This window comes from Burkholderiales bacterium (genome assembly GCA_023511995.1).
Lineage (GTDB): Bacteria > Pseudomonadota > Gammaproteobacteria > Burkholderiales > Thiobacteraceae > Thiobacter.
In genome coordinates, this window is record JAIMAL010000014.1 from 56,755 (window position 1) to 71,944 (window position 15,190).

A 15,190-nucleotide genomic window follows, 5' to 3' on the forward strand; every position below is an offset into this window, starting at 1 on the left:
TCAGCCGCGGTTGACGAACTCGCGCCCGCGCACATGGGGGAGGCGGGCGAGCAGCCAGTCGAAGTCCCCCGTGTCGTCCACGAAATTGAGATGTTCGCTGTTGACGATCATCAGCGGGGAGGCCTCGTAGTGGTAGAAATACCGGGCATAGGCGTCGGACAGGCGGGCGAGATACTCCCGGTCGATGCCCTGCTCGTAGCCGATGCCCCGTGCCCGCACGCGCTCCACGAGCACTTCCACCGGCGCCTGGAGATAGATTACCAGATCGGGCAGCGGACTTTGTGGCGCCAATGTGGCGTGGATTTTCTGATAGAGGCGGTATTCGTCCTCGGAAAGCGTGAGCCGGGCGAAAAGCGGGTCCTTGTCCAGCATGAAATCCGTCACCACGGGACCGGCGAAGAGATCCCGCTGGAGAAGCTCGCGCATCTGTTCCACCCGCTGGAAGAGGAAAAACAACTGCGTCGGCAGGGCGTGCCGTGCGCGATCCTCGTAGAAGCGGGGCAGGAAGGGATTGGACTCTGCCGCCTCGAGCACGAGTCTTGCCCCCAGGTGTTCGGCCAGCCGGCGCGCGAGGCTGGTCTTGCCAGCGCCGATGGGGCCTTCCACTGCGATATAGCCGGGCAAGGCGGGCCGGTCCACGGTGTCAGGCGGCAATGCGCTGGACCCCTTGGTGGAGGCAGCCCTTAAGAAGATTTCGCGCCGGCCCCCGGCCGGGGATGATGCAATCGGGGGCGATCTCCACCAACGGGGCGAGGACGAAGGCGCGTTCATGCATGCGCGGATGGGGCAGCGTGAGTCCCGGCTCGTGATGGATGAGCTCGCCATAGAGGAGCAGATCGAGGTCGAGCACGCGGGGCGCGTTGCGGAATGCCCGCTTCCGGCCGAAGGACGCTTCCAGTTCCAGAAGCGCCGCCAGCAAAGCGGCGGGCGTAAGCGTCGTCTTAAGCAGCACCACGGCGTTGATGAAGTCGGGTTGATGGGCGTAGCCCACCGGCGCCGTGCGATAGAGGGAGGAACGGGCAAGCAGCCGGGTCTGCGGCAGGGTGGCAAGCCGCTCGATTGCACGCGTGACCTGCGCCGCGGGATTGGCGAGATTGCTGCCCAGCGCGACGAAGGCGCGCTCGCTGACGGGGGCAATGGCGGGGTCAGTCATGGAGATTCGGCCGGGGCGGCGGCGGTGGGCTTGCGCCGGCGCCGGCGCCGCCGGCGCGGCGTAGCTTCGCTTCTCACCAGCATGCGCGCCCGCTCCTCGGGGGAGGCATGTTGGAAGGTCTCCCACCACTGACAGATGGCGGGGTCGAGCTCCCCGCTTTCACAGCGGAGCAGGAGGAAATCATAGGCGGCGCGGAAACGCGGCTGCTCCAGCAGGCGGAAGGGACGCTGCCCGGCGCGCTGGAGGAAACGGGGCTGCATATACCAGATCTCCCGCATGACGGCGGTATAGCGGCGGGGAATGGCCAGGGTCTCCACCTGCACCTCGATCACCTCCTCGACGGCCTGCTGCAGGGCGGCCACGGGGGACTGGCCCGCCTCCTGGAATTTCTGCTGTTTGGCCAGCACCTCGTGCCACAGCAGCGCGGCGAAGAGGAAGGCCGGGGAGACGGGCTTGTCCGCGGCGATGCGCTCATCGGTGTTCTTCAGCGCCGCGGTGACGAAGCGCTCGCCCAGGGGTTGTTCCAGCACCACGTCGAGAAGCGGCAGGATGCCGTGATGCAGGCCTTCCTGCCGCAGCCGCCGTGCACTGGCCAGGGCGTGGCCGGAGAGGAAGAGCTTGAGCATCTCATCGAAAATTCGCGCCTTGGGCACGTCGAGCAGCAGTGGCGCCAGGGCGCGAATGGGCTTGCGGGTGGCCGCATCCAGCCGGAAATCCAGCTTGGCGGCCAGGCGCACCGCGCGCAGCATGCGCACCGGGTCCTCGCGGTAACGGGTCTCGGGATCGCCGATGATGCGTAGCACACCCCGCCGCAGGTCCGCCACGCCGTTCTGGTAATCCCAGATTTCCCCCTTGGCGGGATCGTAATAGAGGGCATTGATGGTGAAATCCCGCCGCGCCGCATCATCGGCCTGGGTGCCGAAGACATTGTCGCGCAGAAGCCGGCCGTTCTCCGCGACCAAACGTTCCTCAACGGAGGTTTCCTCCTCGTCGAGCTCTCCCCTTTCCTCGGGGGGCGGTGCGCCCTGACCGCGGAAGGTGGTGACCTCCACCGTCTCCCGGCCACACGTCACGTGCACGATACGGAAGCGGCGGCCGATGATGCGGGAACGGCGGAAGAGGCGGCGCACCTCCTCCGGCCGCGCGTCGGTGGCCACGTCGAAATCCTTGGGCGTTTTCCCCATCAGCAGATCCCGCACCGCTCCGCCCACCACGAAGGCCTTGTAGCCGGCCCGCTGCAGGGTCTCACACACCATCAGGGCGCAGGGGCTGATGCGATCCGGCGTGATGCCGTGCTTGGCCAGGGGCAGGATGACGGGACGGTCGGCGCGCCGCAAAAGTCGCCGGATGAGTCTTTGGATCATAGGATGGTCGGGAAAGGCGGGAATTGTCGCCGAGGCCATGGCAAAGGGCAAGCTTCAGGCCACATCCACCCGCCCCAGGTATTCCTCCACCCGCTGCGGCCGGCCGAAGAGCCAGCCCTGACCATAATGGACGCCCATTCTCGCCAGGGCCTCCCGGGTCGCTTCGTCCTCCACGTGTTCGGCGATGGTGCGGGCGCCGAAACTGACGGCAAGCTCATGGATATGGGCGACAATGCGCCGGTCCTGGGGATCGGTGAGGATCTTCTGCACGAAACTGCCGTCGATCTTGACGAAGTCGGGCTTGAGCGCCCGCAGGTAGGCATAGGTGGAATAGCCGGCGCCGAAATCGTCCAGGGCGATGGTCACACCCCGCGCCCGCAACTCCTGCACAAGACGCAGGAAATCGCCCCCCATGTCCGTCGTCTGCCTTTCCGTGAGCTCGATGGTGAGCGGCCGGCCCGCCGCCAGGGGGGACTGCAGCAGGGCGCGGAATTCCTCGAAAAATTCGGGTGACTGGAAGGAATTGAGGCTGATGTTGAGAAAGAGCGGGATGTCCCGGGGCACCGCCCGCAGCGCGCGGTCGATGACGAAGAGGTCCATGTCGCGGATGAGTCCCAGATCCTCGGCGACCAGCACGAACTCATCCGCCGGCACGTATTCCTCACCCCGCTTGAGACGGGTGAGCACCTCATAGGCCGCGACACCTCCCGCCGAAAGTTCCCGGATGGGTTGCAGGAAGGGCGCGATGAGGCCCTCCTCCAGGGCCCGGCGCAGCTCGAAACCCTGGGAGAAGATTTCCATGATGGCCTCGCCGATGTCCGGGGAGAGCACATCCACCCGGTTGCGGCCGTTTTTCTTCGCGTGATAGAGCGCCACATCCGCCGCACGCACCAGCTCCTGGGCAGTACTGCCGAAGGCAGGCGCGGAGGCGACGCCAATGGAAGTCTGAATGCGCAGATGCCCCACCGGCAGGTCGATGACGATCCTGCCCAGATGCTCGTGCAGCCGGCGCGCCGCCTCCCCCGCCATCTCCGCCCCATGGCCGGGCAGGATGACGGCGAACTCGTCCCCCGCCAGCCGCGCCACCACGCCCTGTCCGGCGTGGGCACGCAATGCCTCGGCCACGCGCCGCAGCACTTCGTCCCCCACCGGATGGCCATAGGTGTCGTTGATGAACTTGAAGCCATCGATGTCGATGATGAGCAAGGCCAAGGGGCGCGCCCGCGCCAGGTTCATCTGCAGCAGATTGCGGATCACCTCGTCGAAGTGGCGCCGGTTGTAGACACCGGTGAGGGGATCGGTGATGGACAACTGCAGCAATTCCTGTTCGTGCTGGCGCTCCAGGGCCTTGAGGCGCATCTCCTCCGTCACGTCCTCCAGCGTGGCAACCAGCCCGGTCACGCGCCCCTCCGGGTCGCGCTGCAGACTGCCGTGCATGCGCATCCAGACGGTGTGGCCGTCCCGCGCCGCCACCTCCAGTTGCAGGTCTTCCAGCGGCAACGACTCCAGACGGCCGAAGACGAACATCGCCTGCTGCGGTGGTTGGCGCAGGAAGCGGGAAAACGGCCGGTTGAGACAATCCGCCAAGGGATGCTGGGTGAGTTTCTCCCAGGCTGGATTGAGGAAGCGGATGTTGCCGTGGGCATCCAGTTCCAGCAGCACTTCGCGCATGCTGTTCACCAGATTGCGCAGACGCAGTTCGTTCTCCGCCAGACGGGCGCGGGTGAGCTCCAGATCGCGGATTTGTTTTTGCAGCATGCGGGCGCTGGTCACCAAGGCAAGCCCTACCTGCTTCACCTCCTCCGAGGCGGTGGGCTCGGGCAGCACGGTACTGTCGAGCAGCCCCTGGCTCACGTTCATGGCCATTTCGGTGAGGGGTTTCAGGGGCGCGACGAAGAAGCGGATGATGAGCTGAGTGGCGATGAGGTCGAGGGCGAGCACGATGAAAAAGAACAGCAGCACCTCCTCCATCGCCGCCTCCACCCGCCGATTGACCGGCGCATTGGCGGGCATGAGACTCAACACGCCAAGGGGGGAGGCGGCGGGCCCCAACTGCCGGGTCAAGGGAAAAGCCGGTTGGGCCTCGAACCAGGCCGCCAGAGGATGCAGGGACGCATCCCGCAGGCGTCGTTCGAAACGCAGCCGCCCGCTGACATCGCGCAGGCTCAGGCCGGCGACCTGGGGGTCCAGCGCCACCCTTTCCAGATATTGGGCGAGGGCTGCCTCATCCCCCTGGGCAAGCGCCTCCTGCACCGCCGGGGTCACCAGGTTGAGGAGACGGTGGGCGGTAACACGCCGCGCATCCACGGCATTGCTCACCTCGCTGGCCAGCCAGTAGGCGGCAAAGGCCCCCACCGCCAGAAGCTGGATGAGGGCGATGGCCAGCACCAGCCGCATGTGGAGGGTGCGCGGCAGGCCGAATCTCATGGCGCCTCCCCCCGGGGCAGAAACAGGCGTCCTCCGGCGCCCTCCACCCCCTCAAGGGGGCAGCCGTAGAGGGCTTCCACGTTGTCCCGGTTTAGCACCGCCGTGCTTTCCCCCTGTTCGGTGCGGCCGTCGCCAAACAGAAGCAGCGTCTTGTCGCAGAAACGCGAGGCCCAATAGACATCATGCAGCACCATCAGCAAAAGTCGCCGCTCGCGCCGGGCGAGGGCGGAAAAGCGCGTCAGCAGGGCGAACTGGGCGCACAAATCCAGATGCCGCAGCGGCTCGTCGAGGAGCATCACCGGCGCCTCCTGGGCCAACACCATGGCCAGCCGCACCCGCTGCCGCTCGCCCCCCGACAGGGTGTCGAGCCGTCGCGCCGCAAACCCGGCCACCCCCACCTCCGCCAGTGCTGCCCGCACCCGCGCCTCCTCGCCGGCTCCCGGAAACGGCCCGGCGTGGGGATAGCGGGCAAGGCGCACCCATTCGAAGACGGTGCCGAAGAAGTTTTCCGGCTCCTCCTGCAGCAGGAGAGCCCGCCGCCGGGCGAGCTCCCGCCGGGAAAATCCTGCAAGAGACATGCCATCGAGCCACACCTCGCCCCCATCGGGGGCACGCAAGCCGGCCAGGGTGTGAAGCAGGGTGGTCTTGCCGGCGCCATTTTTGCCCAGTATCGCCCAGATTTCGCCGGGCTTGAAACGCGCCGACAGCCCCGACACCAGCTTCCGCCCGGCCAGCGCCAGCTCAAGCCCCCGCACCTCCAGCATCACCGCCCCCGATGCAAAAGCCACAGCAACACCGGCACGCCGATGAGGGCGGTGAAGACGCCCACCGGCAGCTGCTGGGGGGCGTAGGCGCTGCGGGCGGCGAGATCGGCCAAGGTGAGGAAGGCGCCGCCGCTCACCGCCGCCGCCGGCAGCAGCCAGCGGTGAGCGGAAAGCCCCAGAAGCCGCAGCGCATGGGGGACGACAAGGCCGACGAAGCCCACCGGCCCCGCTTGCGCCACCACCACGGCAGTGGCCAGGGAAGCGGTGACGAAGAGCCCCGTCTGCAGGGGGCGCACCGCCACCCCCAGCGCCCGGGCCTGCAATTCCCCGGCGGTGAAGACGTCCAGGGCCCGGGATTGGCCCATCATCGCAGCAAGACAGGCCCCCAATACGAGCCACAGGAGAAGCGGCCGCGTCGCCCCACTCAAGTCTCCCATGAGCCAGAAGAGCATGCCGCGGCTGTCCATTGCCGGCGCCAGCGCCAGCAGTAGGCTGACCGCCGCGCTGAACCCCGCCGACAGCACCACGCCGGTGAGCAGGAGGCGGAAAGGATTCCATGCGCCGCTTAAGGCAAACACCGCCACCGTGGCCACCACCGCCCCGGCAAAGGCCGCCGCCTGCACCCCCGCCACCGCCGCCCCCAGCAGCACCGCCGTCAGGGCCGCCAGCGTCGCCCCGCCGGAGACGCCGAGGATGTAGGGCTCGGCGAGAGGGTTGCGCACCAGGACCTGCAACAACACCCCCGCCACCGCCAGGAGCGCCCCACAGGCGAACGCAGCCAACACCCGCGGCAGCCGAAGCTCCCAGACGATGCGGGCAGCCAACCCCCCATCCGGCGTAAAGAGCCCATGGAGCACTTCCATGGGCGCCAGGGAAACGCTGCCGCCGGCAAGCCCGGCCCCCACCGCCAGCACGGCGAGGACGACAAGGAGAAAGAAGAGCAAGGCGGGGCGGGCCATGGGCAGGGTTTGCCGGCTGCTTTCCCTTTGCGCAACCCACGGGGCCATGGGGCGCTAGCGCAGACTGATGAGCGGCCAGCCCCGCGCGCGGGCAACCCGCTTGAGCTCTTCGTCGGCATCCACGGCCACCGGATGGGTCACCCGTTCCAGGAGAAAAAGGTCATTGTGGCTGTCGCTGTAGAAATGGCTCGCCTCCATGTCGGCAAGCCGCAGGTGGCGCTGGTTGAGCCACTCCTCGAGCCGCTTGACCTTGCCTTCGCGGAAGCTGGGGATGCCCTGCACCCGGCCGGTGAATTCGCCGTCCACCTCCTCCGGTTCGGTGGCGATGAGATGGGTGATGCCGAATTCCCGGGCGATGGGACGGGTGACGAAACTGTTGGTGGCGGTGATGATGATGCACTCATCCCCCGCCTGCCGGTGCCGCTCCACCAGCTGCCGCGCCTTGGGCAGGATGAGCGGCCGGATACGCCGGTCCATGAATTCCCGATGCCAGGCGTCCAGCTGGGCGCGGGGATGACGGGATAAGGGCTTGAGCTGGAAATCCAGGAAGGCGTGGATGTCCAGGGTGCCGGCCCGGTACTGGGCGTAGAAGGCCTGATTGCGCGCCTCGTACACTTCGCGGTCGAGCACGCCCTTGTCGATGAGAAACTGCGCCCACTCGAAATCGCTGTCGCCGGCAAGCAGGGTGTTGTCGAGGTCGAAGAGGGCAAGACGCATGATGGTCATGGGATGGGCGGCCAGTATAGCGTAAAATGCCCTTCCTTCCCCTGCCCGCGCCATGAACATCCCGGATCACCTGCTGCCCGCCGCCTGGTACTTGGTTGCCCATTTCGCTGCTTTGGGTCTCTTGGCCGTGGCCGCGCGGCGCGTGCCCTGGGGGACGCTGCGCACCCCCTGGCGCCTGCATCTTTTGCTCGCCTCGGCGGTGTCGCTGATGGTCTTGTGGAGCATCAAGACCGGCGTCAAACCCGGGCTCGATTTCCATATCCTCGGCGCCACCGTGCTCACCCTCATGTTCGGTTGGCCCCTTGCCCTCCTCGATCTGGCCCTGGTGGTGCTGGGCACCACCCTGGCCGCCGAGTCCATCGCCTGGCAGGCGCTCTCCCTCAACTTCCTGGTCATGGGGGCGGTGCCGGTGGCGGTGAGCCATGCCATTTTCCGCTTCGTGGACCGCCACCTGCCCAACCATTTCATGGTCTATGTCTTCCTCTGCGCCTTCTTCGGCGGTGCGCTGGCCATGGCTGCCACGGGACTTGCGGCCACCGCGGTGATGGCCCTCTCCGCCACCTATTCCCTCGACTACCTCACCAGCCACTACCTGCCCTATTTCATCCTCATGGGCTGGTCGGAAGCCATCCTGAGCGGCATGGCCATCACCCTCATGGCGGTCTATCGGCCGCAGTGGGTCGTAACCTTCGACGACCAGCGCTATCTGCGGAACCGCTGAGGCGCAGGCGCCGACATCCGCCCCAACACGTCGAGCTCCAGCAGGAAGAAGGCGGCAAGCCACAGGGCCGCATCGAGGGCATCGAGCCACTCCCCCTGCCACAGCCAATAGGGGATGAAAAGGAGAAGCGCCCCATAGAGCAGGCCAGCGGCCACCACGAACAGGGGACGCAGGGCCGGCCGGTCAAAGCGCAGTTCCACCTCGAGCAGGATCACCACCCCAATCCACAGCCAGGCCTGCAAGGCATCCGCCCACTCCCCCTCGAGGCCATAGGCAACGGCCGCCCAGAGCACGGCAGCGGTGGCGAGGAAACGCAAAAGGTGCACCGCCGTCACGGAACGCCCGGCGAAGGCCCGGCGGGGCAGGGTTTCCAGAAGGAAGAGGGCGAAGAGCAGAAGCCAGGCGGCGCTGTCGATGAATTCGCTGAGCCTGCCGCGCAAGGCGAAAGCGGCGGTGTCGGCGGTAAGGGCGAGCAGAAAGAAAAGGGCCAACCGCCGCACCCGCCCCCCTCAATGGCGCAGCGGGGCGGCAGGAGTCAATAGCGGCGAGGCGAAAAGCTGCGCCACATCCACCGCGTCGAATTCATAACGCTGGTTGCAGAATTCGCAGGTGACCGTCACCCGCCCCTGTTCGGCAAGAATCTCCGTTACCTCCTCCCGCCCCAGGAGCCGCAGCATGTCGGCGACCTTCGCCCGGGAGCAGGAACAGGCGAAATGGACCGGCTCGGGGTCGAAAAGACGCACATCCTCCTCGTGAAAGAGGCGGCGCAGAATCTCCTGGAACGGGAGACGAACGAGCTCCCCTGGGGTGAGGGTGGCCGCCAGGTGGCTCAACCGCTCCCAATCGTCGGCTTCCCTCGAGGGGTCCGCGCCAGAAGAGCCGGGCAGCCGCTGAAGCAGCAGGCCGGCGGCCACCCCGCCCTCCGCCGTCAGGATGAGACGCGTGGGCAGCTGTTCCGAACGGGCCATGTAGTGTTCCAGGGTCCTGGCCACACTCCCCCCTTCGACCGCCACGATCCCCTGATAGGCGGGGCGCCCGTCCCGGGGATCGAGGGTGATGGCAAACCGCCCCTCGCCCACAAGTTGCGCGAAATCGCCTGTGGGTTCCCCTGCCCATTGCGCCGTGGCGCGCAGGGCCAGCCCGGCGGTGCACTCCGCCACCAGCAGGCGCAGGGGGCCGCTGCCCTGGATTTGCATCACCAGCGCCCCCCGGAATTTGAGGGTGGCAGCCAGCAGGGCGGCCGCGGCCATCATCTCCCCCAGCACCCGGCCGATCGCCGGGGGATAGGCCTGGCGGGCGCACACCGCCTGCCAGGTGGCGGAAAGGCGCACGAGCTCGCCCCGCACCCCGCTTCGTTCGAAAAGAAAACGTTGCAGCGTATCGGTGTCGCTCATGGCTCAAGCCGGCTCAAGGGGTCCTGTTCCGGTGCGTGGGCCGTGCGCAGCCGGGGCAGGCGCGTGGGGTCCCAGTGTGCCAACGCCCAGGCCCAGACTTCCGCCACCGGCGCCCGCTCAAGCTCCACCGGCGGCGCCTGACCGAGGAAATGCAGCGCCTGGGTAAGGGCGCGGGCCGCCGTGGAGGTTTTGAGGGGTGGTGCCAGCGTTTGCTTGGAAAGCTTCTCTCCTAGGGCGTTCACCACCACCGGCAGGTGCAGGTAGCGTGGTGTGGGCAGCCCCAAAAGGCGCTGCAGGTGAATCTGGCGGGCGGTGGAATCGAGGAGATCGGCCCCCCGCACCACGTCGGTGATGCCGAGTTCGGCATCGTCCACCACCACCGCGAGCTGATAGGCGAAGGGCCCATCCGCCCGGCGCACGACGAAATCCCCCACTTCCCGCGCCAGGTCCACGGTGATGGCGCCCTGCAGGCGGTCGTGGAAGGCGATGTGGGCACCGGCGGTGCTGACCCGGATCGCCCGCGCCTGCCGGCCTGGCGCAAGGCCTTCGCGGCAGGTGCCGGGATAGACCGCCGCCCCCGGCCCCCTTACGCTGGAATCGGCGATTTCCCGCCGCGAGCAGCCACAGGGATAGACCACCCCCAGCCGCTCCAGGGCGGCCAGCGCCCGGGCATAGGCTTCGCTGCGCCGGCTCTGGAAGCCCACCTCCCCGTCCCACGCAAAGCCGTAAGCCTCCAGGGTGCGCAGGATGGCATCGGCTGCGCCCGGCACCACCCGCGGGGCATCGAGATCATCGATACGCAGATACCAGGCCCCGCCGTGGTGGCGCGCATCGAGATAGCTCCCCACGGCGGTGACCAGGGAGCCGAAGTGCAGGGGACCCGAAGGGGAAGGCGCGAAGCGGCCGCGGTAGGCGGAAGGAGCCGGCAAGTGCGCGAACGACATGGGGGCAATTATCCGCGCCGGCCGCCTGCCGGGGAACCACCCCACGCGCCGGCCCAGAGGGGGACAGAGCTTACCCCACGCCCGGGGGCCGTTTCAGGCGCTGCCGGCCACCTCGGCGCCGCGAGTGGTCACCCAGACCGCGCCGTCGATCACGGTGAGATCGTTGTCCCGGGCGAAATCCAGGAGAAAGCGGTAGGCGCGCGGATCCACGTCCTTGAGTTTCTTGGCGACCACCACACAGCTCACGCCTTCGAGGACCACCGGCCGCACATAGGGGGAATAGCTCACCCGGTTGTCCACGCCGAATTCCGACATGACACCGGACAGCCGTTCCGCCCAGTCACTGGGCCGGAATTTGCGCCCGGTGGTGGTGACGCCCTTGATGATGAGATCAGAAGTTGAGATTTTCATAATATAACGATTATACGATCGTTACCCCCTGCCGCCAAGCAGGAGCCGTTGCATGACTTTTTCGGTCGTCGCGTCAAACACTTGAGGGCCGCGCCCCGTACCCCGGTTGAAGCTTCTCCTTGCGTGAGACCGCGCTTTCGGCAAAAATATCCGAGGGAATCGCTAAAGTTTCCCCCCGCCAAACACCCTATCTCAAGGAGGAATCACAATGAAAAATCCCCTCGACTCCCTGTGGGGCACGGTCATTTCGGGGCTCGTGCTGACCCTGGTGCTCTACGTCATCGTCAAAAACTTTCTGATGTAAGGGAGAATAAACCATGGAACTCGCACTTGCCCGTTGGATTCACGTCATGGCCGGTGTCATGTGGATCGGCCTGCTTTATTACTTCAACTTCGTCCAGGTCGCCGCCCTCAAGGCGGCCACCGAGGACGGCACCGCCGCCGGCATCACCAAGCACGTGGCACCCCGCGCCCTGCTCTTCTTCCGCTGGGCGGCCGTGGTGACCTGGCTGGCCGGCGCCGCCATCCTGGGGCAGCATTTCGTGCCTGCCTTCACCCTGCAGCATGGCTTTGCCGGCATCGGCATCGGCGCCTGGCTTGGCACCATCATGCTCTTCAACGTGTGGGTGCTGATCTGGCCCAACCAGAAGAAAATCCTGGGTCTCGCCCCCGCCAGCGACGAGGAGAAAGCCAAGGCCCGCCGGGTGGCGTTCCTGGCTTCCCGCTTCAACACCATGCTGTCCATCCCCATGCTCTTCTTCATGGCCTACGGCTGGCAGCACAGCGGCGTCGTTTTCGGCTAAACTAGGCTTTTCCGCGGACACGCACGGCGGCTTTGGCCGCCGTGCGCTTTTTGGTGGATCGGAAATGTCACACCTCATGAACACCTACGCCCGCCAGCCCGTGGCCTTCGCCCGGGGTGAGGGTGTGTGGCTGTGGGACACCGACGGCAAGCGCTATCTGGATGCCGTCGCCGGTGTCGCCGTGAACACCTTGGGTCATGCCCATCCCCGGCTCGCCCAGGCCCTGTGCGAACAGGCACGGCAGGTGATCCACACCTCCAATCTCTACGTTATCCCCCTGCAGGAAGCCCTCGCCGAACGCCTGTGCGGGCTTGCCGGCATGGACCGCGCCTTCTTCTGCAATTCCGGTGCCGAGGCCAACGAGGCGGCCATCAAGCTGGCCCGCCTCTACGGCCACCGCAAGGGCATCGATCTGCCCACCATCCTGGTGACGGAGAAAAGCTTTCACGGCCGGACGCTGGCCACCCTCACCGCCACCGGCAGCCGCAAGGTGCAGGCCGGTTTCGAGCCCCTGGTGAGCGGCTTTGCCCGCGTTCCCTTCAACGATCTGGAGGCGGCGCGCCAGGCGGTGGAACACAATGCCAACATCGTCGCCATCCTGGTGGAGCCGATCCAGGGTGAAGGCGGCATCAACCTGCCCGCCCCGGATTACCTGCCGGGCCTGCGGCGGCTGTGCGACGAGCGGGGGCTGCTGCTGATGCTGGACGAAGTGCAAACGGGCATCGGCCGCACCGGCGCCTGGTTTGCCTATCAGCACACCTCGGTCCTGCCGGACGTGGTGACCCTGGCCAAGGGCCTGGGCGGTGGCGTGCCCATCGGGGCATGTCTTGCGCGGGGGAGCGCCGCCGAAGTGTTCAAACCCGGCAACCATGGCTCCACCTTCGGCGGCAACCCCCTGGCCTGCGCGGCGGCGCTGGCAGTGCTGTCCACCATCGAAGAGGAAGGTCTGCTGCAAAACGTGCAGCAGGTGGGAACCTACCTGCGGCAGGCGCTTGCGGCAGCGCTTGACGGCGTGGCCGGGGTGGTCGCGGTGCGGGGCCTCGGCCTCATGATGGGCATCGAACTGGATCGCCCCGCAGCGGAAATCGTCGACCGAGCGCGGGAAGCGGGGCTTCTGGTCAATGTCACCTCCGAGCGTGTCATCCGCCTGGTACCGCCGCTGATTTTGCGCGAGGCGGAGGCGCAGCAGCTCATCGAGGGCCTGGTGCCGGTGATCCGCTCCTTCCTCGGCGCCCCCTGAGGTAATCATGACCATCAAGCATTTCCTGCAGTTCAAGGACCTGACGCGGGAGGAATTCGAATATCTCTTCGAACGCACCCGCTGGATCAAGGAACAGTTCAAGGCCTACAAGACCTATCATCCCCTGCATGACCGCACCCTGGTCATGATCTTCGAGAAGGCCAGCACGCGCACGCGTCTGTCCTTCGAGGCCGGCATGCACCAGTTGGGCGGCAGCGCCATCTACCTCAACACCCGTGACTCGCAACTGGGACGGGGCGAACCGGTGGAGGATGCGGCGCAGGTGATTTCCCGCATGTCAGACATCGTCATGATCCGCACCTTCGAGCAGGAGATCATCGAGCGTTTCGCACGCTATTCGCGGGTGCCGGTCATCAACGGCCTCACCAACGAATATCATCCCTGCCAGATTCTGGCCGACATCTACACCTACATCGAGCATCGTGGCTCCATCCAGGGCAAGACGGTGGCGTGGATCGGCGACTCCAACAATGTCTGCAACACCTGGCTGCAGGCGGCGGAGGTGTTCGATTTCAACGTGCATGTCTCCACGCCGCCGGGTTACGAGGTGGAGCCGGAACGTGCCGGGCTTTACGGCACCGATCACTACGAGGAATTCGCCGACCCCATGGAAGCGGCGCGGGGCGCCGATCTGGTCACCACCGACGTGTGGACCAGCATGGGCTTCGAGGCCGAGGACGAGGAACGCCGGCGCGCTTTTGCCGACTGGCAGGTGGATGCCGAGATGATGCGCGTGGCCAAGCCCGATGCCCTGTTCATGCACTGTCTGCCGGCCCACCGTGGCGAGGAAGTGGCGGCGGAAGTGATCGACGGGCCGCAAAGCGTGGTCTGGGATGAAGCGGAAAACCGCCTGCACACCCAGAAGGCGCTGCTCGAATATCTTCTCCTTGGCCGCATCGAGACCCCCAAATGAACATCGTCTATTTCCGTGAGATGGATGCCCTCTATATCGAACTGAAGCCCCGCGAGGCGGAAACCGCCTGGGAGGCCGCGCCCGGCATCACCATCAACTACGCCGCCGACGGGGAGCCGGTGGGCATCCAGATCGATCAGGCCACCAGCCGCGTCAATCTCGACTATCTCAACGTGGGCAACTTCCCCGGCCCGGTGGAAAGCCTCACGAAACAGAATCCAACCCATTGAAGGGCGATCATGAGCAAAGTCAGGAAAGTCGTTCTCGCCTATTCCGGCGGCCTCGATACCTCGGTCATCCTCAAGTGGTTGCAGGACCACTACCAATGCGAGGTGGTGACCTTCACCGCCGACATCGGCCAGGGCGAGGAACTGGAACCGGCACGGGAAAAGGCCCGCCAGCTCGGCGTGAAGGAAATCTTCATCGAGGACCTGCGCGAGGAATTCGTCCGCGATTTCGTCTTTCCCATGTTCCGCGCCAATACGGTGTACGAGGGCGAATATCTGCTGGGCACCTCCATCGCCCGTCCCCTCATCGCCAAGCGGCTGGTGGAGATCGCCGAGCTGACCGGCGCCGATGCCATCGCCCACGGCGCCACCGGCAAGGGCAACGATCAGGTGCGCTTCGAGCTGGGGGCCTATGCCCTCAAGCCCGACATCCGCATCATCGCCCCCTGGCGCGAATGGGACCTCACCTCCCGCGAGAAGCTGCTCGCCTACGCTGAAAGCCACGGCATCCCGGTGGAAATGAAGCACAAGGCGGGCGGCTCACCGTATTCCATGGACGCCAATCTGCTGCACATCTCCTACGAGGGCCGCCACCTGGAAAATCCCGCCGCCGAGCCGGAGGAGGACATGTGGCGCTGGACGGTGGCCCCGGAGAAGGCGCCGGACGAACCGGAATACGTGGAGATCGAATACGAGCGGGGCGATCCGGTGGCGGTCAATGGCAGGCGGCTTAGCCCCGCCGCTTTGCTTGCCGAGCTCAACCGCCTGGGCAGCAAGCACGGGGTCGGCCGCCTGGACCTGGTGGAAAACCGCTACGTGGGCATGAAATCCCGCGGCTGTTATGAAACGCCGGGCGGCACCCTCATGCTCAAGGCCCACCGTGCCATCGAATCCATTACCCTGGACCGGGAGGTCGCCCATCTCAAGGACGATCTCATGCCCCGCTACGCCAGCCTGATCTATAACGGATACTGGTGGTCGCCGGAGCGCCGGGCCCTGCAGACCCTCATCGACCACACCCAGGAGCACGTCAATGGCTGGGTGCGGCTCAAGCTCTACAAGGGCAATGCCATGGTGGTGGGACGGGATTCACCCAGCGATTCCCTGTTCGATCCCGCCATCG

16 protein-coding genes and 1 pseudogene are annotated in these 15,190 nt (G+C 66.3%); 6 read left to right on the forward strand and 11 right to left on the reverse strand.

Features of this window, described 5'->3' with window-relative positions; all coding sequences use genetic code 11:
• From K6T56_08595 to K6T56_08625, 7 genes are read right to left on the reverse strand one after another with little or no spacing between them, the layout of a single operon-like run.
• Positions 1 to 624: a deoxynucleoside kinase gene (locus K6T56_08595; GenBank protein MCL6556402.1), complete on the reverse strand. Its 624-nt coding sequence runs from the start codon at positions 622 to 624 to the stop codon at positions 1 to 3.
• Positions 625 to 643: 19 nt separating this feature from the next.
• Positions 644 to 1,153 carry a 2-amino-4-hydroxy-6-hydroxymethyldihydropteridine diphosphokinase gene (folK, locus tag K6T56_08600; GenBank protein ID MCL6556403.1) on the reverse strand — a complete coding sequence of 170 codons (510 nt, stop codon included), beginning with the start codon at positions 1,151 to 1,153 and terminating at the stop codon, positions 644 to 646.
• On the reverse strand, positions 1,150 to 2,517 hold the full coding sequence (pcnB, locus tag K6T56_08605) for a polynucleotide adenylyltransferase PcnB (protein ID MCL6556404.1): 1,368 nt from the start codon (positions 2,515 to 2,517) through the stop codon (positions 1,150 to 1,152). The genes folK and pcnB overlap by 4 nt, the downstream gene beginning before the upstream one ends.
• A gap of 54 nt (positions 2,518 to 2,571) precedes the next feature.
• Positions 2,572 to 4,944 (reverse strand): EAL domain-containing protein, encoded by a 2,373-nt coding sequence (locus K6T56_08610; protein MCL6556405.1) that lies wholly within the window; start codon positions 4,942 to 4,944, stop codon positions 2,572 to 2,574.
• Positions 4,941 to 5,732, reverse strand: coding sequence for an ABC transporter ATP-binding protein (locus tag K6T56_08615; GenBank protein ID MCL6556406.1), 792 nt, complete (start codon positions 5,730 to 5,732; stop codon positions 4,941 to 4,943). The genes K6T56_08610 and K6T56_08615 overlap by 4 nt, the downstream gene beginning before the upstream one ends.
• A complete protein-coding gene (locus K6T56_08620; protein MCL6556407.1) occupies positions 5,708 to 6,673 on the reverse strand; it encodes an iron ABC transporter permease in 966 nt (321 codons plus the stop codon). Before K6T56_08620 ends, K6T56_08615 begins: the two co-directional genes overlap by 25 nt.
• A 48-nt stretch (positions 6,674 to 6,721) precedes the next feature.
• Positions 6,722 to 7,384 carry an HAD-IB family hydrolase gene (locus K6T56_08625; GenBank protein ID MCL6556408.1) on the reverse strand — a complete coding sequence of 221 codons (663 nt, stop codon included), beginning with the start codon at positions 7,382 to 7,384 and terminating at the stop codon, positions 6,722 to 6,724.
• Between the two features lie 61 nt (positions 7,385 to 7,445).
• On the opposite strand from K6T56_08625, the gene K6T56_08630 reads away from it, so the two are divergent.
• Positions 7,446 to 8,114, forward strand: coding sequence for an energy-coupling factor ABC transporter permease (locus K6T56_08630; protein ID MCL6556409.1), 669 nt, complete (start codon positions 7,446 to 7,448; stop codon positions 8,112 to 8,114).
• On the opposite strand, the gene K6T56_08635 is transcribed toward K6T56_08630, so the two are convergent.
• The 4 genes from K6T56_08635 to K6T56_08650 all read right to left on the reverse strand — a co-directional run bounded on the left by K6T56_08635 (position 8,096) and on the right by K6T56_08650 (position 10,863).
• On the reverse strand, positions 8,096 to 8,605 hold the full coding sequence (locus K6T56_08635) for a hypothetical protein (protein MCL6556410.1): 510 nt from the start codon (positions 8,603 to 8,605) through the stop codon (positions 8,096 to 8,098). The two genes, K6T56_08630 and K6T56_08635, sit on opposite strands and share 19 nt — an antisense overlap.
• A gap of 18 nt (positions 8,606 to 8,623) precedes the next feature.
• On the reverse strand, positions 8,624 to 9,508 hold the full coding sequence (gene hslO, locus K6T56_08640) for an Hsp33 family molecular chaperone HslO (GenBank protein MCL6556411.1): 885 nt from the start codon (positions 9,506 to 9,508) through the stop codon (positions 8,624 to 8,626).
• On the reverse strand, positions 9,505 to 10,452 hold the full coding sequence (gene gluQRS / locus K6T56_08645; protein MCL6556412.1) for a tRNA glutamyl-Q(34) synthetase GluQRS: 948 nt from the start codon (positions 10,450 to 10,452) through the stop codon (positions 9,505 to 9,507). Before gluQRS ends, hslO begins: the two co-directional genes overlap by 4 nt.
• A 93-nt stretch (positions 10,453 to 10,545) precedes the next feature.
• On the reverse strand, positions 10,546 to 10,863 hold the full coding sequence (locus K6T56_08650; GenBank protein MCL6556413.1) for a DUF3579 domain-containing protein: 318 nt from the start codon (positions 10,861 to 10,863) through the stop codon (positions 10,546 to 10,548).
• Positions 10,864 to 11,071: 208 nt separating this feature from the next.
• On the opposite strand from K6T56_08650, the pseudogene K6T56_08655 reads away from it, so the two are divergent.
• The 5 genes and pseudogenes from K6T56_08655 to K6T56_08675 all read left to right on the forward strand — a co-directional run.
• Positions 11,072 to 11,666 (forward strand): annotated as a pseudogene (locus tag K6T56_08655) (urate hydroxylase PuuD).
• A 76-nt stretch (positions 11,667 to 11,742) separates the two neighbouring features.
• A complete protein-coding gene (locus K6T56_08660) occupies positions 11,743 to 12,906 on the forward strand; it encodes an acetylornithine transaminase (protein MCL6556414.1) in 1,164 nt (387 codons plus the stop codon).
• Between the two features lie 7 nt (positions 12,907 to 12,913).
• The gene (gene argF, locus K6T56_08665) at positions 12,914 to 13,840 is read left to right on the forward strand and encodes an ornithine carbamoyltransferase (protein ID MCL6556415.1); all 927 of its coding nucleotides are present in this window, start codon (positions 12,914 to 12,916) and stop codon (positions 13,838 to 13,840) included.
• Entirely contained in the window at positions 13,837 to 14,070 is a 234-nt protein-coding gene (locus K6T56_08670; GenBank protein ID MCL6556416.1) for a DUF2283 domain-containing protein, read from the forward strand. Before argF ends, K6T56_08670 begins: the two co-directional genes overlap by 4 nt.
• A gap of 9 nt (positions 14,071 to 14,079) precedes the next feature.
• Positions 14,080 to 15,190, forward strand: a 1,111-nt coding sequence (locus K6T56_08675; GenBank protein MCL6556417.1) for an argininosuccinate synthase, incomplete at its 3' end; no start/stop codon positions are given.